We start from the raw sequence: 23,633 nt of genomic DNA on the forward strand, positions 1-23,633 counted from the left end.
TCCTCGTCGATTAATGAGTCGATTTCGAATATTGCAGGGTGAATCTATCCACGTTTACCCATTGGCACAGGATCAGGCTGTTTAACAAATTTCAGCGCCAGCGCTACGAAGAGGAGCTCTGCCGTCATGCCGATCGATTGTGCCCATGCCCCAATCGTCCCGTTCCATTCTGGCGCGAGCCCAATGCCGATTAGAAGTGTGATGAAGGTAAAGCTGAGATTGGCAATTTGAGAACCAAAGATCAGCTTCGTTTGCCCTCTCACAAACACGAGTCCATTCATGACATCGAGCCAAGGCATAACGAGCGCGAACAACACAAAGGCTTGCAGCACTCGTATGCTCTCAGCTTGCAGCCGTCCATGAACGCCGATCACATGCTCTAGTAAAAATACGCCTGCGGGTGTATATGCTATCAATCCCATTAATATAGCAGGAATAAAACCTAGCATTAAAATAAACTTTCGGACAGCTAAAGGATCGACACGATAAAAGTTAATCACAATTTGATGAAAATAACTGAAAAAGCTGCTGAGAAGCATAACTAGACTAGCCGCAATAGCAAACGATGAAATGGCTAGCTGCGCATCCCATGTTTTCCCCAGCATCGCATTAATCGCCGGTCCGATCCATACGGATATAAACGAGGATAACAGTAAGGGCCGGTAAAAAGAAAATACATGATGCTTGTTTTCAACAGGGTGATTGTCCAGCTTTTCGGGCATTTTGCGCACCAGTAAACGTCCTTCTGAATAGCTGACAGCCGCTTCGATTATCATGCCGAATAAGAAAATAATCGCTCCAACAACCCCGCTGGTAACGCCTGTATGTATAAAATAAAGCGAAAGCGCATACATTCCTGCCAATCTAATCGCCATGCCAATGGTTAACCATTTCGTCCGCAGATTGTAAATAATGACACCATGGTAGAGACAACGAATGCCAGAGAACAAGCTTACGAACATCAGTACCTTGTACACACGAATAACATCATGGACATTGTCTTCACTTACCCCGAACACTCCCTTGAAAATAAGCGTTCCAACCGGGGTATAGCTGATTATAAAACCTAATAGCATAATGCTGGCAAACACAAGCTGTGCCACGGTAAGCGTCGATTTAAACGAGCGTTTGTCGCGAACGAGTGTGGAGCAGGTTTGCCGCAGCAGCACGGCTGGCCTCTCTGTAATAGCAAGCAAGCTCATCGCAATGGCATAGCTGGCTATGATGCTCTCAGGGTTAGCCGCTCGGCTTAAGGTACTGTTGATAATGACATGTGAAATCGTAACTAAGCTTGCCGAAATGCCTAACGGGAGAAAGAAAGACCAAAGCTTTTTCATACTCACTGCTTGCTTCTGTGGCTCTGATAATGATAGGTTCATAGCTGCTTCTCCTTGCCATATCGTAAAAAAGTGTAGGCGTCCTCCTCCCGGAAAAGATACCGAGAAGCCGCCGCCGAACGTATTTGAACTTTCAAACGTCTCAAGAGCAGATTCCGTTATCGTCATCGAATCATGTTTGATTCATGTGAAACGCACTTTTTAAGTATAACTGGTATTTCTTCCCGATTCACCTTCTTTTTTGGTTGCAAGGATTCATTTGTTGTTTTCATATACGATAAATATATTTCTTTTATCCTTTTCCACAAGAGAAAAGCATGTTGCTGAGTGCAACATGCTTAAGCTTAATATCTTGAACATTCTATTCCTATGCTATAGCAGACGACCTCAAGTTATTTTCCTCAACATCCGAAACACATGCGCAATTGGTGCAGGTCCCTTCATGGCAGCTTCAGGCAGATGCACGGAAATCCCTTCTTTCTCATGTGTCCAGTTCAGCTTCCCTTCCATTCCAAGCAGCTCAATCGACTCCAGCAAGCCTTCATAAGGAATAAAGACCGTCTCTGAAACTACGGTATCAGCTGATGGATAGTGGTTGGCACAATAAACATAATCTCCTTTTTGCGTAAAAGCTTGACTGCCTGTATAGTAAGGCGCGCAAATGCGAGTACCATAAATCGCTTCGCCGTTCACCTTCAGCCAAGCGCCAAGTTCCTTCATGCGCTGGATAGCTCCTTCGGGAAGCCTGCCATCAGGCTGCGGAGCTACATTTAACGCAAGATTGCCGCCCTTAGCTACAACCTCAAGCAAAATCTTCACAATTTGGCGCGTCGGTTTGTATTTATCTTCATATCGGAAAGAGAAGGACGTCCCCATCGTAATGCAGCTCTCCCAAGGGATGTTCATCGCCTCGGTCGGAATGGTCTGCTCAGGGGTAACATAGTTTTCATACGGTCCGCCTACCGTGCGATCTGCTGAGAGCAGCCATGGCTGCTGCTCCCTTGCCTTCTCCACAATCTCGCCAAGGCGAATGTCCTGACCGCTCCGAAGCGGCTTTACCCAGCCGGCGTCAAGCCATAGCACATCTATTCGACCATACTGCGTCAATAACTCCGTAATCTGCTCGTGTGTAAATGCGACAAACTTGTTCCACAGCTCTGGATGCTCCTGCGGGTCGTAGGTAGGCCCACGCCGCGTATTGGTAAGGCTGCGTTCCATATCCGGAGCCCAGTAATAAGGCGTATGCCAATCTGCTTTCGAGAAATAGGCGGCGATAGACAACCCTTTCGCGCGGAATGCATCAAATACATGACGGCAAATATCGGCATATTTATGGGTATGAAACGGTGTCTGTTCATCAGTGATGCGATAATCCGTCGTTTTTGTGTCCCACATGCAATATCCATCATGATGCTTCGTCGTAAAAATGAGGTATTTGAAGCCTCCTTCCTCCGCTAGATCTGCCCATACGTCTGGCTGAAAGCGAATTGGATTAAACGTCTTATTTAAATCAAAATATTGCTGCTTGAATGTTTCGCCATCCTTCTCCCAGTCAATGCCTTCACGCGACCAATCCTGATCCTCGTCGCTTAGCGCCCAAGACTCTACTACTCCTAGCTGGGAATAAGGTCCCCAGTGCATCATAAGTGCGAGCTTCTGATCCTTAAACCATTCCAATCGCTCAAGCGTAACTGGATTATCAGGCCGTATCCAATCACGCTCGCTGCTAAAATTATGCACACCTTCATGAAGCTCTTGCTCTTCTGTTTCTTCTAGCACGTTATCACTGGATAGTTCGCTCATTGCTGCAAAGCCTCCTCCATTCGGTTACTAAGAATTGCCCAATGCATTTTGATAAATTTCAATGTATTTGCCAAGCTGCAAGCCGTCAAAGCCTTTTACATAAGCATCCCATTCCTTGCTGATGTCTTTGGAGCCCGTAATAAACTGTGCCATATTGGATTTGGTATAATCAATAATCGTTGTTTTGAGCTGAGCAGCGATTTCCGCATCATCCTGCGCAATGAATACGCCGTTTGGATACATTTCTTTGGAATGGAATGATTCATATTTTTTCGATTCCGTATTCAAACGTGTTCCGTATCCACCGTCTGCTAGCGGGTCCTGAATAGCCATCCAAGAGGAACGGTATGCATAGGTACGAAGTGAAGGGCCAATTTGCTCCCAGCCATCGTTATGCGTTTGCTTGCTCTCCCGTTGAATATAAGCATACTTAGCCTGCTTGCCATCAATATCTAATTCGCCGTCCTCTGCCTTGCGCCAGCCTTGACCTTCAGGGCCATTCTCTTGCAGCACAATTGCTTCCTCCGTGTACAAATAATCGGCAAGTCTGATCGCAGCGATCTGCTGATCTGCGGTCGCCTTATTCGTAATTGCAAATTGCGATTTGCTAATGCCTGCGAAATTAAGCGTCTGCTGTACGCCACTTGGTCCTTTCAGCGGAGGCAGCGTCACATAATCCTTGTGCCTAGGCTGTGTTTCCGACATATTATAGCCATAGCTTATCAGCGCGGTTGTCACAGCTCCCATAATGTTATCCGGCTCGCGGTTCGCCAGCTGTTGAATCGCATCCGCATTTTGCGTGAAGGCTGCCGGGTCGATCAACCCTTCCTTGTACAGCTTGTTCAAGTATTCAAGCCCTTGCTTCCATTCATCCTTGTTAGCTACAAAGTCGACTTTGTTATCTTTAACTGATAAGAAGGTACCAGCATTTTTCTCGGTATAATCATCTACTATAAACGCATTCATCAAGAAAGCGGACACGTTGCCAGCCCACATTTCATCGGACCCTGTAAGCGGAAGCTCATCCTTCTTTCCGTTTCCGTTCGGATCTTGTTCCTTAAATGCCTTCATGACCTGATAGAACTCCTCCGTTGTTGTAGGCAGCTGGAGCCCAAGCTTGTCAAGCCAAGCCTTGTTGATCCAAAGCTTCAAAGCATTATCGCAGTGGTAGCATTCATTGATTTGCGGCAGCGCATAGATGTTTCCATCTGGAGCTGTAATTGACGACTTCATATATGGAATATCTGCTAGAGCTTTTTTTATATTAGGAGCGTACTTATCGATTAATTCATTCAAAGGAAGGAATACGCCTTGTTTCCCATACTTCATTTGCTCTTCTCTTGTCAGATTAGCTTGCAAAATGACTTCCGGATAATCACCGCTTGCGAGCATCAGCTGTTTGCGGTCCTCAAGCGCATTGCTTGGAACGAGATCCCATGCAATCTTAATGTTCGTTTTTTCCTCCAAAAACTTCGTGTACGTATTCGTCTCCATGTTCTCGATCGTAGGAAGCTGAGGAGCAAACATCTTAAGCGTCATCTGCTTATTCACAATGGGATACGTACCTACAGCTGTAAAAAGATCCTCTTGCACAGCATTTGTTTCTTTTTGCCTTGTTTCCTCTGTTTTGCCATTGCCGGATTTCCCCGTATCCTTGCTGCAAGCAGCTAGAACAATAACACAACTAAGTACGACACACATTAAGATTGCACTGGATTTTTTCCATCCTTTTCTCATAAAACCGACTCCTCCTTGTGATACCCTAGTCACTCCTAGCAGCATGCTGTAACGTTTGTTATTGAATGATTGCCTCGGCCCCAAAGGCAACCCATCCCCCCTCCAAAAGAATCCTCCTACTCACCCCTTCAAGGAACCGATCATGACGCCTTTCACAAAATATTTCTGAACAAAAGGATAGATGATGAGTACAGGTCCGCTTGCAACAACAATCAATGAATATTTCAATAAATCCTTTAGTCCCTGCTGAGCAAGCATCTGATTCGCATTGGAGATCATCGACGCATCCACCGTATTTAAAATTAGAATATTACGCAATACGATTTGCAGGGGAAACAATTCCTGGGATCGCAGAAATATGAGTGCATCAAAATACGCATTCCAATGTCCTACCGCATACATCAGCATCATAACGGCTAAGATTGGCTTCGAGAGCGGGAGTACGATGCTGAAAATAAACCGAATGTCGCTGCAGCCATCGAGGTCCGCCGCCTCGGACAGCTCCTCAGGAATACTGGTCTGGAAGAAGGTTCGTGCTATGATGACTTGAAATACGGCAAGAGCTCCCGGCAAAATCATAGCCCATCTTGTATCCAGCAGATGCAGTTGTTTGACGACCAAATAATACGGAATCAGCCCGCCCTCAAACATCATCGTGATAACAAGAAGAACCATGAAAAAATTTCTTCCATAAAACGTTTTCCTCGCTAACGGATAAGCAAGCATGACCGTCAGAATAACATTAATGATCGTCCCGACTGCCGTATAGAACAATGAATTCATAAATCCAGTGCCGATCTGCGGATTGTTGAATACCGCCTTGTAGCCATCGAGCGTGAAATGGACCGGGAACAGCCATACCTTGCCGGAAACGACAGCCTGCGGCGAACTAAAGGAAGAGCTTAAAATATAGAGAAGCGGCAGAAGCACCACTAATAGAACCACAGTCAGAAAAGCATAAATGAATGCCATGAATAATCGATCACCGTTTGATTCTCGAATGGTAATGTTTTTTTTCATAAAGTCTCCCTTCTGCCTCAATTACCACAGACTATTATTTGAAATTTTTCTAGCGATATAGTTGACGACAATCAGCAATGTTAAATTAATAACGGAGTTGAAAACTCCGATCGCTGCTGAGAAGCTGAAGCTCGAACCCAACAAGCCCACTTTATACACATAAGTAGAAATGACTTCAGAGGTCGCTAGGTTAAGCGGATTTTGCATCAAGTAAATCTTCTCAAAACCGAGCTTCATCAGATTGCCTAGATTAAGAATAAGAAGAATGACGGATACCGGAATCAAACTTGGGATATCGACATTAATAATTTTTTGTATTCTCGATGCCCCATCAACCCTTGCCGCTTCATACAGCTCAGGATTGACGCCAGCTAATGCCGCAATATAGATAATGGCTCCGTAACCGGTATGCTGCCATACATCCGACCAGACATAGATGGATTTGAATAATGAAGGAATACCCATAAAGTTTGTGTTTTCTACGCCAAGCATTTGGAACAATTTGCTGACAATCCCTACGTTTGGGGTCAAGTTGACAATTAAGATCGAAACCATAATAACCGTTGATATAAAGTAAGGTGCATAAGAAACCAGCTGTACACTTTTCTTGAATAGTCCATTGCGCACTTCATTAAGCGCAAGCGCAAGGATGATTGGGGCTGGAAAGCCGACTAACAAGCCATAGAAGCTAATGCCAAGCGTATTTTTCATATAAAGCCAAAAATTTGGAGATTCGAAAAACTGCTTGAAATATTTTAGCCCGATCCACTCGCTTCCAAAGATACCCTTAATGACGTTGTAATCTTTGAACGCGATCACGATGCCCGCCATGGGGACATATTTGAATATAATGAGATAAGCAATCGGCAATAAAATGACCAAATACAATTGCCAGTGGCGAGCCATTTTGCGTAGAGGCCCATACCTTCTTGCTGGGTGTGCAAAGGCCTGCGGAACGGAATGCCATTCATGATTAAGTTTGGACAAGGGCTAGCCTCCTTTAACATTCTCATTTTTGGTTGCGCTTTCATGTGATCATTTTATAAGCTGCCCTCACTATGCAACAAGATACATTAATTGCGCGCTTAACCTTTTTCGCATCGCTGCTCCATAAGAAACGGCAGCACCTTATACTAACGGTGCTGCCGTCCCTATAGCATCCATTTTTCGATAAAAGAACTAACATAATTCTTGCGCTTAACGATTTTCAACTCCATGAATATTCAGCCATTTTGCTGCTTCAGCGTCTCTGAACGGTATTCACCTGGCGAGCATCCAACCACTTTCTTGAACACTCTCGTAAACGAAATCGCGCTTGTGTAACCAACCTCTTCCGCAATATCCTGAACCGTCCTCCGTGTCTCTTTCAAAAGCCGCTTCGCTTCATTCAGCCGAATATCAATTAAGAAATCAATGAACTTCTGGCCTGTTGTTTCTTTGAACAGCTTGCTCACATATTTGGCATTCATATCATATTTCTCGCTTAAATATTCRAGCGACATATTCGGATTTACATATTCCTCTTCAATAACTCTCCGCATCTCCTGAATAATGCCGGCATGCTGACCGCTATATCGCATATCTGCAAGCGTATGCTCAAGCTCTGTCATTTTACCGATGATCGCCTCGTGCATATTTTCCAGAGAATGGCAGTTATCCAATTTCCCCGTTAGAACCGGCAGTGCTTCGCTTTCCCATACGAGATTAAATTCCTTGCCGAGACCAGACAGCTCGCGTCCCAAACTATAAAGCAAGTAATTAATAACATTCATAATCTCGTCCTTAGTGAGCAAGCCTTGCTTCATCTGGCTGAACAAATCGTCTAATTCTGCTCTCCAGCTCGCTTCTGATTTGCGGAAGGCATAAACAGCAGATCTAATCATCCCAAGATAAGCGTATACTTCAACTTGGCCTTGACTCATCATATCCTCGCGTGTAATAAGGCGATTTTCGCCAAGCACCATTTTGTAATTAAGTGCTTCCAAAGCCTGTTGAAACGACTTTGCGATTTCGGAATGCTGCAAGGCTGGATCACCGATTCCTATACTAATTGTGAACTTCATATTTTGTTCAATCCAAGCCCGAATGCTGTCACAAAGCTGAACTAGCATGGCAGCATGAGCATTCCCGCTCTCAAATAAAATAACACTGAGACGAGAAGAGGCTGTCCATTCTGCCCAGCATGCGTATCCGAAGCGTGACGACTGCTCATAAGTAATGCTTCGCAGAGCGAATTTCAACAAATTTTGATCGTTTCGCGAATAACTGCTGCAAAACTCTCCGTACTTATCCAGTTCCATGACAATAAGCGTATGGCGATCCGCAGGCGCGGGAAGCTGCAGCCGCTGCGCTTCGCGCTGCCATTCCAGAGGCGTCAGCTCCGCTCCAGCTTCAATAAGCTGATGGAATAGATTACGTGTCCGTAAATGAAGATCTTCCTTATACTGCTGCTGATATTGCCTTGCCTGCTCCGTTAAATTATCAAGTGCTGATTCGATAAAGACAAACTCGTTAATCCTGCCAGATCCAATGTTTTTTCCACTTTCTGCCAGCGCTAATTTATATCCGCTAAAGCGTGACACAATCTGTTCTACCGGCTTCGCATTTCGCCTTGATATATAAATCATCCATACGAGACCTGCAATGATCATCAGGAGCCCGATCACAAACCATACATTATAAAGCAACGATACCGTTTGAATAAATGTACCTTGCACAAAACCGCTAATATAAGACCAATTCGAATAACTCGATTTATAATTTGCATAAACGCGCATAGAATCTACAGGTTCTGCCTCATTGAGCAATTCATTGCCTGCCCCGTCTTTGATGCGAATGAAGCTGACTTCCGAGTTGTAAAGCTCATGAACTAAACGCTCCAAAGAATCCGTTGCGACATTGACAACAATCATTCCTTTTTCACCCGTCATGAATGGAGCACCTCTCACGAGGCTGACGACATCCTTGCTCTCCAATACCGTGAATTGCTTAAATGTCCGCTTATCCGTCCATTTCTGAGAGATCGTATTGCGATATTGCTCGATAAAAGCTTTATCTGGATAGGTGTCGATATGTCCGCCCGTCGCATTACTCAGCACAACCTGATCTTCATAGCGAACCAGATAGACAGAATCAATGAGTGGATAATAAGAAATCATATCGTTCATTTTCATGACGGCGCTAATGTTAATATATGGGTCGCCATTCTCGTTGCTATTGAAAAAATCGATAAGTGACTTGTTGTTAATCGATTCCTTCATCACCATGTTATCTATCGCTCGCAAGGACGTGTCGATTAACCTCATCGCTTGCAAAGACAACATGCTGTTAGCATTAATAGCTTCTTTCCGACCCTGCTCACTTATTAATTGAAAAAACACAAAAAAAGTGAAGGTAACTACGATAATAAATATCGGCATATAGGAAAGCAGCAGCCGATTAAACCACGATTTGCTCATCATTAGCCCTCACCCTTTTCTCTGATGATTAGCGCCGTTTTCTTATTTATGAACAGCCGCCCTTTACTTGAAGTTTCTAAGCCAAGCAACGAACACATTAACTTTCTCTGCAAAAGCACACTGTCATTATTTCCCGGGTGATGTAAACCAAATAAACCCCGATACCGTTTCCGTATCGAGGCATGGCAGCCTCTTCAGCAGCTATGTCCTCTTCTCATGTGCAGGCCGTGCGAGTTTGGTTTTATTTATCTTAGGCGGTTGCGCTGGTAAGATCAATAAACCGTTTTCAACTTCCTGCATCATTTTCGCCAAAACAGCCGCTTGCCAACACGATTAACGCTGCTTTCTTTGCAATCGGCCATAGGATTAAAAAGCACCATATCAAAAAGCACGAAGACGGCTTAGATATAGTGCAAGCTTATTATATTGTTCTTGCGACAAGGATTTCATCTATGCAATCGGGCAGGCAAGCCCGAGCGATCGCTCCATTTAGTATGGTGGATTATACCCCATTTGCCAATGCACTATTTTGACTAAATGTAACGGTTCAAAATAGTGCTCAAAACAAAATAACGCTTGGGATTAAACTCCCAAGCGTTACATTACTTTTTTTATAATTTTATTTTACCGAAATTTTTTCAAGTGGCTGTGCATTTCCATAAACCGGACGATTGCGGTCTACCGGCTGTGCCCATTTCACGGCATTCGTAATGACGCGTTGAATGTCTTTGTTATGGTACGTTGGATACGTTTCATGTCCCGGTCTAAAGTAAAATACTTTGCCGTTTCCACGTGTAAACGTGCAGCCGCTGCGGAACACTTCTCCGCCCTCAAACCAGCTTGTGAATATTAGCTCGTCTGGAGCAGGAATGTCAAAATGCTCGCCGTACATTTCTTCTTTTTCCAGCTCGATATACTCTCCAAGGCCTGCAGCAATCGGATGGCTTGGCGCTACAACCCAAAGGCGTTCCTTCTCATCCGCTTCACGCCATTTCAAGTCACAGCTTGTACCCATTAATGCTTTAAAGATTTTGGAGAAATGACCGGAGTGAAGAACAATCAAGCCCATTCCATCCAGCACGCGCTGCTGTACTTTTTGAACGATTTCATCCTTTACGTCTCCATGCGCAAGATGTCCCCACCAAATGAGTACATCTGTATTGTTTAATACCTCATCCGTTAATCCATGCTCTGGCTCATCTAGTGTAGCCGTTCCTGCATCGTAGCCAGCTTCAGTTAGAAAGGCTGCAATTGCACCGTGAATACCTTGTGGATAAATTCCAGCTACAACCGGATTTAATTGCTCATGACGATTTTCATTCCATACCGTTACCTTTGCCATTATATGAACACTCCTTATTCATTCAGTTAATCTTAGTATAAAAAATTTGCCCCATTAAGGTAATACTTAAACATGCTGATTTTATATTCAAAAGTGTCTTCCTTTTCTGGATGTACTGAAAAGACAGCTAATAATGACGCGTTTATTGATTCAACATTTCCAAAAGTGGTATACTCCAAAATGGAGGTGATGCATATGACTATCATAAAAACCGCCATTGATACGCATTCCGAAGCGATCAACGAAGAAGTCATTTATCAAAATCCGCTATTGTTTCTTAAAATTTGGGAGATTTACTCGGAAGCTGACTATTTCAGCACGCTTGAAAAACATCCATGGCACTATCATAAAGAAGTAGAATTCCTCGCTATTATTGAAGGTCATTTAGGTGTGCAAAGCAAGCACGGCTATGTCGTCCTCGGACCAGGCGATGTTATGATGCTAGGCGCCTCCCAGCCGCATCGCTCCCACAAGCCGCTTTCGGAAGTACAGCACTATGTTGTGTTTCAGATTGATTTGGGCAAACATTTTGACCAGAGTACAATGCCTTATTTGAATTGCTTCTCCGAGCTGACAGAGCCGCTCGATAAGCTTAATTATATTTTTGACATGAACGAAACAGCCAAGCAAGAAACCCATGCCTTTATTTTGGAAATATTCAAAGAGTCGCAAACGAGGATGAGAGGCTACGAGATTGCTATCAGCTCAATTATAAAAAGGTTGCTGCTTCTGCTGCTTAGAAGCGACAGCCGAAACCTGCTGAACGATACAGAGGAAATTGAACTCAATCGTTTACGACCCGTTCTCGATTATGTGGACACCCATTTAAGCAGCAAGCTGTCCGTAGAGGATGCTAGTTCATTGCTTAATTTGAGCTACCACTATTTCATTAAATATTTCAAAAAAACGATGGGCGTCTCTTTCGTTGAATACGTCAACTATAAACGAATTAAACGATCCGAGCTGCTGCTGCTGACAAGTGAGCTAAGCATCATGGATGTCAGCTACGAGGTCGGCATTACGAACATGGCCCAGTTCTATAAGCTCTTTAAACGGCAAAATCAGTGCTCACCACGAGAATACAAGCTGCGCATGCGCAGCGAATCCAGAGTTGCGATGGAAGGCATGCAGTAAATTAAAATACAAAACGACCGCTCTCCCGTAAAAAAACGAGAAGCGGTCGCTGAATGCTTTAAATTATGCTTTTCTTTGAGAAAACGGTAGGTGACATTTCCTCTCCTGCCAGCTTATTTCCCCGCGTGACATGTACCTCTTTATCGAGAATAACGTGATCAAGGCTAGAATCCTCATCAATCACACATTTCTGCATCACGATACTATTTCGAACAACGGCCCCTTTCCCGATTCGAACGCCTCGGAATAAGATACTGTTTTCCACAGTTCCCTCAATAATACAACCATTAGCCACCTGTGAATTTTTAACGACTGCACTACTCGCGTATCTTGCAGGCGGTTCATCCTTGATTTTGGTGTAAATAACACCCGGCTCGTAAAATAGAGATTTCCATACCTCAGGATTCAACAGCTCTTTGCTGTGCTTAAAATAATTTTGAACGGAATTAATGACGGCCAAATATCCTTTATATTCGTAGCCATACACTTTTAACTCGTTCAGATTTCGAATAATGACATGCCGGACAAGGTCATAGTAGTTTTGATTCACGCTTTTTTTGACCAGATTAATAAGCAGCTCTTTCTTAATGATGATCATCCGCATATAGGCTTTGTTGCTTTCCTTGTTCTGGCGATTTTCTGTCATACGGACGACTCGCCCATCCTGAGCCAAGTCAAGCGTAATGAGGTTAGAGAAATCGTCACGATCAACGTCCATTTCCTTGTAGATGACGGTAATATCTGCATTTGTGCGCTTATGATTCTCTACAGCTTCCGTATAGTTGATATTGCAAATCATATGACTGCTTGAAACGATGACGTACTCCTCCGTGCTGCGGGCAAAATATTCGAGAGAACCGTAAAAATTTTGCAAATCGCCGTTAAAGCCGGGAACATTGCTATTGTTAGGGGGCAAAATAAACAATCCTCTGTATTTCCGATCCAAATCCCACTCTTTCCCAGAGCCCAAATGGTCAATGATGGAACGGTAATTGTTATGAGCGAGTACTGCCACATTGTTAATTCCGGAATTCACCATATTCGATAATACAAAATCAATCAATCGATATCTGCCGCCGAAAGGTACCGTCGCAGTCGCTCTTGAGTAGGTCAGTTCATGCAAGAGCGGCTGGTTGATGCTGAGATTGATGACGCCAAGAACATTATTCATCGCATTCACTCCTATATCAATTGAGAAGAAATGACCATGTTTTCACCGATTAGAGTAATTTCAGCCGCATCACCCGCGCTTCCTACAATCGCGCCATCTTGAATGACAGTGCCCGAGCCGATGATCGCTTTATGAATCGTGACATTGTTCCCAATTTTTGCGTCCGGCATAATGACCGAGTCTTTGATGAGGCTGCCTTCCCCAACTTGAACACCGTAAAAGAGTACGGAATGATCGACTTCCCCAAAAACCATACATCCTTCATTCACTAAGGAGCCTGTCACTTTGCCGGTAGATGCGATATGATGAGGAGGCTTGTTAGGATTTTTAGCATAAATTCGCCACTTCGCGTCATGAAGCGTAAACGGTGGATTTTCAAGAAGAAGGTCCATATGTGCTTCCCATAGACTTTCAACGGTTCCAACATCCTTCCAATAGCCGCTAAAACGATAGGCAAAAATAGAATGGCTGCTGTAGAGCATCGATGGAATAATGTCTTTGCCAAAGTCATTGCTTGATCCAGGGTCCTGCGCATCTGCAATTAATTTCTTTTTTAATACATCCCAAGTAAAAATATATATGCCCATGGAGGCGAGATTATTTTTGGGCAGCTTCGGTTTTTCCTCAAATTCAATAATTCGGTCTTCATGATCCACATCCATAATGCCGAATCGGCTTGCTTCATGTAATGGGACTTCAATTACGGCGATCGTAGCATCCGCTTTCCTTGCCTTGTGCTGCTCGAGCATGAGGGAGTAATCCATTTTGTATACGTGATCACCGGAAATAACTAAAACATATTCAGGATCATATTGTTCGAGATAATGAATATTTTGATAGATCGCATGCGCCGTCCCTTTATACCAGCTGCCGCCTCGTTGCTCCATAAATGGAGGAAGCACGGTAACCCCGCCATTTTTTCGATCCAAATCCCATGAGCTGCCTATTCCTATGTAAGAGTTCAGTACCATCGGTTGATACTGAGTCAGTACCCCAACCGTATGAATACCTGAGTTGCTGCAATTGCTTAACGTGAAATCGATGATCCGATACTTGCCGCCGAAAGGCACAGCTGGCTTTGCTAGCTTAGACGTGAGATGGCTTAATCTTTTTCCTTCACCGCCTGCAAGCAGCATCGCTACACATTCTTTTTTTTGCATTCGGCCCACTCCCCATCGTTAAAAAATTGGATACTTCAAAACGTTTTTTGAATTTTCTGATAATTATAAACACACCTCCTCATTACTATATGTATTCACAAATTTATTTAAAATGTAAGCGTATACAATGTTGTAAAAATTATATTACCTCCTCGTTAGAAGGAAGTCAACAGCAGTTAATTATTATTTTAAATGACTTATTTTTGCAATTTTCGCAGTACTAATGTGCATATTGTATGCCCCTGTTTATGTTGTCAAATTCACTCGCAAAGCCACCTATTTTAGCGAAAATAGCTCATCTTTTATTACGAATTTAGTAGTGATTTATCTATGTCCTCAAAAAAACAGCTCGTTCCTTAGTTAAGGACGCGCTGTTTTTTGTTAACCTCAGCTTTTGAATAAAAAAGATCAAGGATTAAAAAGGCCTTCAGGCAGCTTGGCATCCCAGCTTCTTGCATTCAGCTCTAGTGCGTGGAGAACAACTGCCGCCGTATCTGTAATCATGAGCTCACCTTGAAGAGTGGCATTATGTTTAATTCCAGGGCCAGCACAGCCCCAGAAGATCGTTTTGTCCAGTGGGTGATCGCTGCCATGCTGATAAGCCTGCTCTCCGCCGCCCCCATGATCGGAAACGACAATAATCAAGCTGTCCCTCAGAAGTCCCGTCTCTTCAATGGCTTGTAATATGATTCCTGTACTTTCATCCGTCTCTTCTATGGCAAGCAGCTGTTCAGCTGTATTGAATCCATGCTGGTGCCCCGCTCCATCGGGCAAGTCTAAGCCGATAAACATCAGCAACACATCGGGATTCCCCTTAATATATTCAGCAGCCGCAAGCGAAAGCTCACGGTCATTCATCGATACTTTATGCACATCGATTGTCGATTCGATAATGCCATCATTAATTGGATTCCAGACGCTGAACGCCGCCATTTTGGCATCTGGAATACTATCCCTTACAATTCGGAAAATCGAAGGATATTGCGATTGCTCGGGAAACGTATGTTCACTGGCGATATCATTCGTAAGACCATGTTTTTCAGGGCCTACTCCGTGAAGAAGCGATCCCCAGCATTGCGCACTAATCGTTGGTGAGACCGTTTGAGCGTCAAATGTGAATGTACCTGTACGAATTAATCGATCCAAATGAGGGGTATGCGCATCTTTCACAAAATTCCCTGCTCCATCCCAGCCTATAATGAACACCCGTGCTATTTTCTCCATTCATCATTTCTCCTCTACTATATGAATTAAGTGCTGCCCCAATCCGACTCATGCTTTCCATGCTTATCATACTCACCAACCTTTACGAAGTCAACATAAAAACAACTAATAACAACTAAAAACATATTTTTAGTTGTTATCCTTATTATTTTTTAGAGTATTTTGTTGGTTTCTATGATAAGGACTTGGCTTCGGTTCACTTAAAAGCTGTTATACATATAATGGTGGATGCCAAGCAAATGGATGAAATAAAAGGAGGCTAATAATCAACATGACCGAAGAACAAAAGACGCCATTTGACTATAAAACGTATTGGGACAACAATTACTCCCAAGGCGGCACATCAGGCAGCGGCTCTTACGGTGTGCTGGCGGACTTTAAAGCGGAGGTAATTAATTCTTTTATAAGCGAACACGGGATTCAAAAGGTAATCGAATTCGGATGCGGGGATGGAAACCAAATATCGTTAATGAGCTATGAACAGTATTTAGGTTTGGACGTAGCCAACTCCTCCATCGATATTTGCGCGCAAAGATTTGCCGGTGATCGCTCCAAAAGCTTTCTCGCCTACAACCCTCGACACTTCGTTAACCATGGTTATCTAACATGCGAGCTCGTCGTTTGTTTAGACGTTCTTTACCATATTACGGATGACCATGATTTCAACAAAACGTTAAACGACATTTTCTCATGTGAGGCGGAGTATGTCATTTTATATACACGAATTACAAGCGCCGACGAGCCAAACGTCGTGCCGACGATTCGAGATCGGGATATTCTAAATTATTTGAAAGCCTATAGCAACTACAAAGTTGAGCGTATTATCGAACAAAAACATAAGCATTTATCATCTGCGAGCTTCATCATATTGCAAAGAGAAAAGTGATTCATGATGACCATAAATACAAAAAGGAGTGCCCTACAAGTCATTACTTCTGACCTGTAGGACACTCCTTTTATTTATCTTTGTGCATCATTTGCGGGTCTCAGTCATCCCAGCATTCCACGTCTTCCAAGCCTTTGACACTGCTCTTCACAAATTGCGGATCACGCCCTGCCTTCTTCTGCTGCATATAATTCCGCAGTACATCAAAGGCGATTCGTGATAAAAGAGTAATGGCGATGAGATTGACCACCACCATCAGTCCCATGAACAAATCGGCTAAATCCCAGACAAGCTGCACTTTGGCAACCGACCCGAAAATGACCATCGCCAGCACACAAATGCGGTACAACCATAACCAGACCTTACTGGTGTTGAGAAACTCAATATTCGTTTCCCCATAATAATAATTGCCCATCAATGTGCTGAACGCGAACAGAAAAACCATGATCGCTAGGAAGCCCGATGCCCATGAACCCATATGTACGCTCAGAGCTGCTTGCGTGAGTTCAATTCCGCCTAGTCCCTGCTGTTCATACACGCCTGACAGCAAAATAATAAATGCTGTACTCGTACAAATGACTAAGGTGTCAAACAGAACACCAAGCGCTTGGATCAAGCCTTGCTTCGCCGGATGGCTGGTCGTTGCGGTAGCTGCAGCATTGGGTGCACTGCCCATCCCTGCTTCGTTAGAAAATAACCCCCGTTTTACGCCATGCATAAGCGCTGCGCCAAGTGATCCGCCGGCTACTTGTTCTATTCCAAACGCATTTTTTACAATTAAAGCAAGCACAGCTGGCATATCTGCAATATTTATCACAACAATCGTAAGAGCAACCCCAATATACAAAACCGCCAGCACAACCACAATATATTCGGATAGCTTGGCGATCCGCTTAACACCGCCAATAATGATAACAGCAAATATCGCTGTCATAATCAATCCCACTGCCAGTCGATTGGTGCCAAAAGAGTTCTCAAAAGCAATCGTAATCGTGTTCGACTGCACAGCATTAAATACGAGCCCGAAGGACAACGTAATTAAGATCGCAAATAAGGCACCCATCCACCGCTTTTTTAAACCCGCTTGCATATAATAAGCGGGGCCCCCGCGGAAGCTCTCTCCGTCCTTAATCTTGTAAACCTGAGCAAGCGTACTTTCTACAAAACTCGAGGCTGAACCAATGATGGCGATGATCCACATCCAGAACACAGCCCCTGGTCCACCTAACGCAATCGCGATAGCGATTCCGGTAATATTCCCTGTTCCTACGCGAGCTGCCATACTAATGCAAAACGCCTGAAATGGTGAAATGCTGCCGCGCGGACCGCTTGTAGACTCAAACAGCAGACGGAACATTTCCTTTAACATACGCAATTGCAGTACATTTGACCGCAGAGTGAAGTAAAGGCCAATTGCAATAAGCATAACAATCAACAGCTTCGACCATAAAAATTCATTCACAATACCAATTAAATCTTGAATCATTTGCTCCATTTGTTTCCCTCTCGATGTCGTTCTAAGAATCCGTTCATCGTTATACTTCCCAAGGCAAGGAATTAATAACAATGTAATTTCATCTATTGATGTGATTGCTCGAATACTCATCTGTGTAGGAAATATGTAACCTTTTACTAACATCATTCTAATATTCGGAAGAGACTATGATAGCACAATCGATATGTTTTTCAAAATACACATATTAGAAATATTGCTTTATTAACGCAGCGGATCACTTATTATATCTTTCTGGATACAATTCACGGTTCAATTGATTAGTTGCTTCAATAAAGCTCTTAAGCAGTTCTTCTCCAGATTCCGTTCCCTCAGCTGCTTTTTCGAAATGTGCGATCAACTTCCCCTTCTCCTCTAACTCATGCAGTACTTTTTGAATTAACGGGTCCGTTGAGTCTTTCTTTTTATTGTATGCGGTACTTTCAATCACATATAAGTCTTTATACCCTGCAAGATGGCTATCAAACAGTTCACGAGAACTTGTCGGGTTCATTTCTTCTTGTGCCTGTGCCAGTTTGCTTGCCAACTCTTTTTGTTTATGTTCATTCTGTTGTTTATTTTCAGAGAGAACAACTGTATAATTATTTTCTTTACGTTGTTCCGCCGCTGCAACTTCACTATTGTCCCAATTAGCCCGCATAACAAAGCTGCTGACTACAGCAAAACATCCCATCGCAAACACGAGCTGAGCTTTCTTTTTTAACAATTTACTCACTCCTATAGTAAAAAGTAATGGTGACAACGTTACACAAAGCTTTAATCTATATTTTAGAAATTACACTTTATATGTAAATCATGACGAGAAATAGGTTGAAATTGTTCCAGTCCTGTTGATTTAAGATGAAAAAATTCAAGGAGGCAAATCATGAGTGAAATTGCGAAAACGCCACAACCGCCTTATTATGCAGTTATCTTTACATCAGAACGAACCACTATTGAGAACCAATATAAAGAAATGGCGGATGAAATGGTAAAGCTTGCATCTGTTCAGCCAGGGTATCTTGGTGTAGAAAGTGCAAGAGAAGGGCTAGGCATTACCGTTTCTTATTGGGATTCTCTTGAAGCGATACAAAAATGGAAACAAAATGAACGGCATTTGGTCGCACAGCAACAAGGAATAGCGGATTGGTATAGCAGCTACAAAACAAGAGTTTGCAAGGTCGAACGGGATTATGGTTTCGAAAAAAACTAAACAAATAAGCATGGCGCCGCATCATAATATACTTCGTACGACTACGCAAAAAAAGCTGATTTCGAGTTATCCCAAAATCAGCTTTTTCGGCAATCGACTAGGTAGAACTCGGGGGTGATGATGTTCCCGAAGAATGATGAAGATATGCGATTGCTTCCGTTCGGCTGGAAACCTTCAGTTTTTTGTAAATTGCACTCAAATAATTTTTTACTGTACCCGTCGTTAAAAACAATTCAGAAGCAATAGCTTGATTCGACTTCCCTAGTTTCAATTGCATTACAATATTTCGTTCCTGTGCAGAAAGACCATTCAGCACGTCATCAGGCTGCTCGATTGAATAAGGCTCGGAAATTTCTTTTGGTGATCCTTGTTCATGCTGTTCTGGAAAGTTAATAGCCTGTACAAGACGTTTCTGAATGCGACTGGGATAATTGATTCTTCCTTCTAAACAATCCTGAATCGTAGAGAGAAGCTTCTTAGTCTCAACCCCTTTAACTAAAAAACCGTTAGCTCCATGCCGAATCGCTTCCCATATGTATTCTTCATCCTCGAACGTTGTCAGAACGAGCACTTTCGTATCGGGAAACTCCGTTTTGATTCGTTTTGTTGCTTCCAAACCATCCAACTTCGGCATATGGATGTCCATCAAAACCAGCTCAGGACGGTGCAATCGTACTTGCGCTATCGTTGCCAACCCATCACCCGTTGTAGCTGCAACTAAATATTCTTCCTCCATACTTAAAATAGCTGCCAAACCATCGCGAATTAAGGGCTGATCGTCTGCTATCACAATCGTTCTTTTAGACAATTTGCTCCCTCCGCTCTATCGTTTCGTCTGAATAGGTATGCTTATGTCTAGTGCTACACCAACGGCAGCACGCTCGTTCAAAATCGTTAATTCTCCGCCAATTTCCTTTACTCTCTCATTCATCGCTTTCAAACCAAAACCATGAACAAATTGCGAAGGAACTTTTCCATTATTGGATAAAATAAACCGGATCTGCCCATCACGATGAGTTAGCGAAAACTCAAAATGGGTACTGCAACCATGCCGAATTCCATTAGTAAGGCCTTCTTGCAATGCCCGATAAATCGTTATTTCGACTATTGGCAGCAGTTCAGGCAATGCTGCATCAATCTCGCATGTAATTTCCACCTGAGTTTGTCTCTTCGTTTCATCGATCAGCTTAATAAGCTCAGGTATAAAAGGTTGATCTAGAACATGTTCATGCAGCAGCTGTACCGAGCTTCGCACATCATCCAAACCATTGTGAATATATTCTTTCGTTCTATTGATCATATCTTTTGCAATCGCAAAATTGTTTTTCTCAATCGCATGTGCTGCTGTTTGCAGGCCGGCTAACGCTGATGTCAACGTGTGTCCGACTGAATCATGAATTTCACGGGATATTCTAGTCCGCTCTTGTAATTGTGTTTTCTTTGCTAACTCAATGGATGCGATTCGCAGCTGTTCATTGTCTTTGGCCAGCTGATTTTTTTGCTGAAAAGCAATTTTTGCAAGGAGGCTTATCCCAAAAATTGCAAAGTAGTCGATGATACGAGGCAACATATAAGCTATTTCTTTAAAGGGCGGGAATTGGCGATAAACCAAAAGTCCTAGTACAAAACTGAGATAGCTCATCGTAGTAAAGATAATCGAAAGGTTTCTGCTGTGATAAAAGCTAAATTCTCCAACGAGAATTAAAATATAAATTTGTGCAAAAAAGCTGTCCGACCCTATTGATATAACAGATGCCAAGATTAATTGAATAGATAAGCTCAATATGCCTATCCATCCTTCTAGGTTAATCTTTAGGATGTAATTTCGAATGAAGACGATCGTTATATACGTACATACCAGCAATAAAAGTAAAGCAGATAGCTTGCTCGTATGTAACAATAAGCAAACCGTCGCTCCTATCACAATGATGAACAATATGTGAGTCAATTTGTTATTTAATTGTACATCCATAGTATTGCCCCCGAGTGGGATGATAGATTTACCATTTATTTTATCATAAACATGACTTAAGTCATATGTTCGAGGCAAAAGCAGTCGAAAAATGACGAAAAAGCGATTTTCTAATGATCTTCTTCATCTAGAATAAGCCTTTCGTATTATCTATAATGAGAAAAGTTGGATAAACAATTAGGAGTGGCCATGTTTTTTTCTGCAGGTGAGAGTAAAAAAGTTCAAGGGAGACTTGTAGAAATGCTTTTGATCGTATGGAACGCAATCGGTTGTTTGCTTCTCATTTTAAGTGTGTTTTTCTCCATCCGCTTAATGCTAGAAGGTAAGCATAAACAGTGAAACTCTCCTATGAAGTGAAGAAACCGTCACATGAAGCGATATTTAAAAATATGTACGATATAGAAAATGAAGATGTTAGCGATTTTCTAATTCGAAGGTTAGATTTTGTTATGCAAAGCTTTGCAGCTCGTTATCGGCTGACACAGCGTGAATCAGAAATTCTCATCCTTTCCGTTGTTTATGGTTTTACTAATCGCGAGATCTCCGAAAAATGCGTGATCAGTGAAAAGACGGTCAAAAATCATCTATCAAATCTAATGAACAAAATTGGCGCTCGATCCATGCGAAAACTATTTTCACTGCTGCTCTTCCATGCCTTATCCTCTTAAAAGCAATCCTCCTGCCATGCGGCAGCCATTTAACTCCACAACAACCAATAGCGAAAATTCAGATGCCCTAACAACATGAAAAACCTACCATAAAGGTAGGTTTCGTGTTACTGGAACAAATGTAAAATTGCCTGTGGATTCTGATTAGCCTGAGCAAGCATAGCTTGTGCTGTTTGATTCAGAATACGCGATTTGGTTAAATCCATCATCTCTTTTGCCATATCAGCATCACGTATTCGTGATTCTGATGCGGTTAAATTTTCAGCATAATTTCCTATGTTGTTCGCTGTGTGTTCTAAACGATTTTGCAATGCTCCATAAATCGTTCTATAGTTTGTAACTCTTGTTATGGCATGATCTGCTTGAGCTAGCGATTCACTAGGTATGGCCGGCGGTAAAATAGACATATTGGCAATACCCAATCCTTCCAGCTTCACATTGAAAAGGGGAATAATCATCGTTTGATTTTCATTTGCCCCGATTTGAATATCAAGTCGAGGAGGAATATAGTCTACATCCTTTATATCAGTAGTAACTGTTTCAATAATAGAATCAATTTGACTTGTCGTTTTATACGTTACGAGGTAAACATCTTTCTTAAAATTAAAATGATTTAGCACAATGCCAAATTCCAAAACAGCGCCATCATCAAGATCCGTCGTTTCCCATGATGGAGTAATAACATTGGGGCCAGAGCTTGACGATTGCAAAATATCGCTTCCCGTTGTTAATGTATTAGGCTTAACGTAGCTTCCGCCATTCAAGAACGAAAAATCGTAATTCACAAGATCGTTTGATAGTTCAAACACAGTCCCTGAATTCGGTATCTCCGTTTGATCAGCAGTAACGCCTGTGGGAACTCCGCTGGAGGACGAAATGTTATATGTTCCGTTGTATTCCGGCTTAAAACCAGCACTAAATTTGATTTGTTTATCATCTACACCGGAATTATTTTTAATTTTAAACTCTGCTTTAAAAGACGACCCGTCCGTCGACATAATCTTTTCGATTTCAATACCATCTTTTTCATAAACGGCTGTAATCGCACTCGAGGTTATAGCCGAGCTCGTTAAAGTAAAGTTATCAAGAGTATGAGAGATACCGTCTATTTCAACAGTTATGAACCGATCTTCAAATCCGCCAAAATCGGGATACTGTCCGGCTGTAGTTCCACTTGGAATAAGCTCAGTCTGAAAAAACACATTATTAATAGAGAAATGCTTAATATCAAGCTCTTTATATCTAGGATCGCTGACTAGTTCTCTTCCATAATAATAGGTACCTGTAGTTGTTGTCTCTGTATGGATATGTTCATTTTTTTCATAATTGTTATACCCCTCACGTCCATCAGGTGAAGTAATAGGTGTGACTGAAGCGCTAAAATTGTTAACGTTACCGATCGTTGTATTTGTATTCGAAGATTGAGCGGTTACGGGAACCTCAGTCATACCAATAGGAAAAAAGGATGTTGTCCGTTCATTAATTATAGTCGTTGGAGGAAACGGTCCAGATGTATTTACTTTAATCGTATGACTTGAACGGTCGGCTAATATTTGAAAGTCATCTCGTCCCAAAAGATTAATGGTATTGAATTCCGTTTGGGTAGCAATTTTATTTATTTCTTCTTTAAGCTGTTGAATTTCTTGGTCAATTTTCTGCTTGTCTTCAAACGTATTCGTGTCATTCATACCTTGAATAATCAATTCTCTTTGTCGTTGAATAATATCCGTTATTTCCTGGTATCCGCTTTCAGCAGTCTGAATAAGTGATATCCCATTTTGAACGTTTTTATGTGCTTGATCTAACCCTCTGATTTGAGCTCTCATCTTCTCTGAAATGGCTAGTCCTGCTGCATCATTAGCTGCACGATTAATGCGAAGACCCGAAGACAGCTTTTCCGTTGCTTTAGACGTTTGAATATTATTTTTCTTTAAACTATTATGAGCATTAATTGCAGATGGATTATTATTAATTATCATTATGACTTCTCCAGTTCATTTTTCAATTGGAAGTTTA

Annotated in this window: 19 protein-coding genes; 4 read left to right on the forward strand and 15 right to left on the reverse strand. The window is 42.4% G+C overall.

What is annotated here, in order from left to right:
- Positions 1-44 precede the first annotated feature (44 nt).
- The 7 genes from AB4Z45_RS21935 to AB4Z45_RS21965 form a co-directional block, all read right to left on the reverse strand.
- Positions 45-1,379, reverse strand: a complete 1,335-nt coding sequence (locus tag AB4Z45_RS21935) for a multi antimicrobial extrusion protein MatE (protein ID WP_441911543.1) — start codon at positions 1,377-1,379, stop codon at positions 45-47.
- 345 nt (positions 1,380-1,724) lie between these two features.
- Entirely contained in the window at positions 1,725-3,140 is a 1,416-nt protein-coding gene (locus tag AB4Z45_RS21940) for an alpha-L-fucosidase (protein ID WP_441911545.1), read from the reverse strand.
- Positions 3,141-3,167: 27 nt separating this feature from the next.
- Entirely contained in the window at positions 3,168-4,877 is a 1,710-nt protein-coding gene (locus AB4Z45_RS21945; protein ID WP_441911546.1) for an ABC transporter substrate-binding protein, read from the reverse strand.
- Between the two features lie 120 nt (positions 4,878-4,997).
- Positions 4,998-5,897, reverse strand: coding sequence for a carbohydrate ABC transporter permease (locus AB4Z45_RS21950; RefSeq protein ID WP_076269537.1), 900 nt, complete (start codon positions 5,895-5,897; stop codon positions 4,998-5,000).
- Between the two features lie 21 nt (positions 5,898-5,918).
- Complete coding sequence (locus tag AB4Z45_RS21955; protein WP_441911637.1) at positions 5,919-6,803, reverse strand: ABC transporter permease; 885 nt, start codon at positions 6,801-6,803, stop codon at positions 5,919-5,921.
- A gap of 317 nt (positions 6,804-7,120) precedes the next feature.
- Positions 7,121-9,358, reverse strand: a complete 2,238-nt coding sequence (locus AB4Z45_RS21960) for a helix-turn-helix domain-containing protein (RefSeq protein ID WP_441911548.1) — start codon at positions 9,356-9,358, stop codon at positions 7,121-7,123.
- A 616-nt stretch (positions 9,359-9,974) separates the two neighbouring features.
- Positions 9,975-10,697: a ThuA domain-containing protein gene (locus AB4Z45_RS21965; RefSeq protein ID WP_076269536.1), complete on the reverse strand. Its 723-nt coding sequence runs from the start codon at positions 10,695-10,697 to the stop codon at positions 9,975-9,977.
- A gap of 195 nt (positions 10,698-10,892) precedes the next feature.
- On the opposite strand from AB4Z45_RS21965, the gene AB4Z45_RS21970 reads away from it, so the two are divergent.
- Positions 10,893-11,831 carry an AraC family transcriptional regulator gene (locus tag AB4Z45_RS21970; RefSeq protein ID WP_441911549.1) on the forward strand — a complete coding sequence of 313 codons (939 nt, stop codon included), beginning with the start codon at positions 10,893-10,895 and terminating at the stop codon, positions 11,829-11,831.
- Positions 11,832-11,889: 58 nt separating this feature from the next.
- Here AB4Z45_RS21970 and glgD read toward each other — a convergent pair whose 3' ends face one another.
- The 3 genes from glgD to AB4Z45_RS21985 all read right to left on the reverse strand — a co-directional run bounded on the left by glgD (position 11,890) and on the right by AB4Z45_RS21985 (position 15,386).
- Positions 11,890-13,002, reverse strand: coding sequence for a glucose-1-phosphate adenylyltransferase subunit GlgD (gene glgD / locus AB4Z45_RS21975; protein ID WP_076269534.1), 1,113 nt, complete (start codon positions 13,000-13,002; stop codon positions 11,890-11,892).
- Between the two features lie 11 nt (positions 13,003-13,013).
- On the reverse strand, positions 13,014-14,162 hold the full coding sequence (locus AB4Z45_RS21980) for a glucose-1-phosphate adenylyltransferase (protein WP_441911550.1): 1,149 nt from the start codon (positions 14,160-14,162) through the stop codon (positions 13,014-13,016).
- A gap of 408 nt (positions 14,163-14,570) precedes the next feature.
- Entirely contained in the window at positions 14,571-15,386 is an 816-nt protein-coding gene (locus AB4Z45_RS21985) for an alkaline phosphatase family protein (RefSeq protein WP_441911551.1), read from the reverse strand.
- A 271-nt stretch (positions 15,387-15,657) separates the two neighbouring features.
- On the opposite strand from AB4Z45_RS21985, the gene AB4Z45_RS21990 reads away from it, so the two are divergent.
- Positions 15,658-16,272, forward strand: coding sequence for a methyltransferase domain-containing protein (locus tag AB4Z45_RS21990; protein ID WP_441911553.1), 615 nt, complete (start codon positions 15,658-15,660; stop codon positions 16,270-16,272).
- A 100-nt stretch (positions 16,273-16,372) separates the two neighbouring features.
- On the opposite strand, the gene AB4Z45_RS21995 is transcribed toward AB4Z45_RS21990, so the two are convergent.
- Positions 16,373-17,767, reverse strand: coding sequence for an alanine/glycine:cation symporter family protein (locus AB4Z45_RS21995; RefSeq protein WP_441911555.1), 1,395 nt, complete (start codon positions 17,765-17,767; stop codon positions 16,373-16,375).
- Positions 17,768-18,002: 235 nt separating this feature from the next.
- Positions 18,003-18,491 carry a hypothetical protein gene (locus AB4Z45_RS22000; RefSeq protein ID WP_441911557.1) on the reverse strand — a complete coding sequence of 163 codons (489 nt, stop codon included), beginning with the start codon at positions 18,489-18,491 and terminating at the stop codon, positions 18,003-18,005.
- Positions 18,492-18,650: 159 nt separating this feature from the next.
- Here AB4Z45_RS22000 and AB4Z45_RS22005 point away from each other — a divergent pair, with 159 nt between their 5' ends.
- Positions 18,651-18,977, forward strand: coding sequence for an antibiotic biosynthesis monooxygenase family protein (locus AB4Z45_RS22005; RefSeq protein ID WP_441911559.1), 327 nt, complete (start codon positions 18,651-18,653; stop codon positions 18,975-18,977).
- 97 nt (positions 18,978-19,074) lie between these two features.
- Here AB4Z45_RS22005 and AB4Z45_RS22010 read toward each other — a convergent pair whose 3' ends face one another.
- A complete protein-coding gene (locus AB4Z45_RS22010) occupies positions 19,075-19,785 on the reverse strand; it encodes a response regulator transcription factor (protein WP_441911560.1) in 711 nt (236 codons plus the stop codon).
- Positions 19,786-19,800: 15 nt separating this feature from the next.
- Entirely contained in the window at positions 19,801-20,949 is a 1,149-nt protein-coding gene (locus AB4Z45_RS22015) for a sensor histidine kinase (RefSeq protein ID WP_441911561.1), read from the reverse strand.
- A gap of 335 nt (positions 20,950-21,284) precedes the next feature.
- Here AB4Z45_RS22015 and AB4Z45_RS22020 point away from each other — a divergent pair, with 335 nt between their 5' ends.
- Positions 21,285-21,617: a response regulator transcription factor gene (locus tag AB4Z45_RS22020; RefSeq protein ID WP_441911563.1), complete on the forward strand. Its 333-nt coding sequence runs from the start codon at positions 21,285-21,287 to the stop codon at positions 21,615-21,617.
- A gap of 107 nt (positions 21,618-21,724) precedes the next feature.
- Here the strand turns inward: AB4Z45_RS22020 and AB4Z45_RS22025 are convergent, their stop codons facing one another.
- Positions 21,725-23,596: a flagellin N-terminal helical domain-containing protein gene (locus AB4Z45_RS22025; protein ID WP_441911564.1), complete on the reverse strand. Its 1,872-nt coding sequence runs from the start codon at positions 23,594-23,596 to the stop codon at positions 21,725-21,727.
- Positions 23,597-23,633 lie beyond the last annotated feature (37 nt).

Origin of the sequence: Paenibacillus sp. MCAF9 (genome assembly GCF_052114265.1) — a bacterium.
Lineage (GTDB): Bacteria > Bacillota > Bacilli > Paenibacillales > Paenibacillaceae > Pristimantibacillus.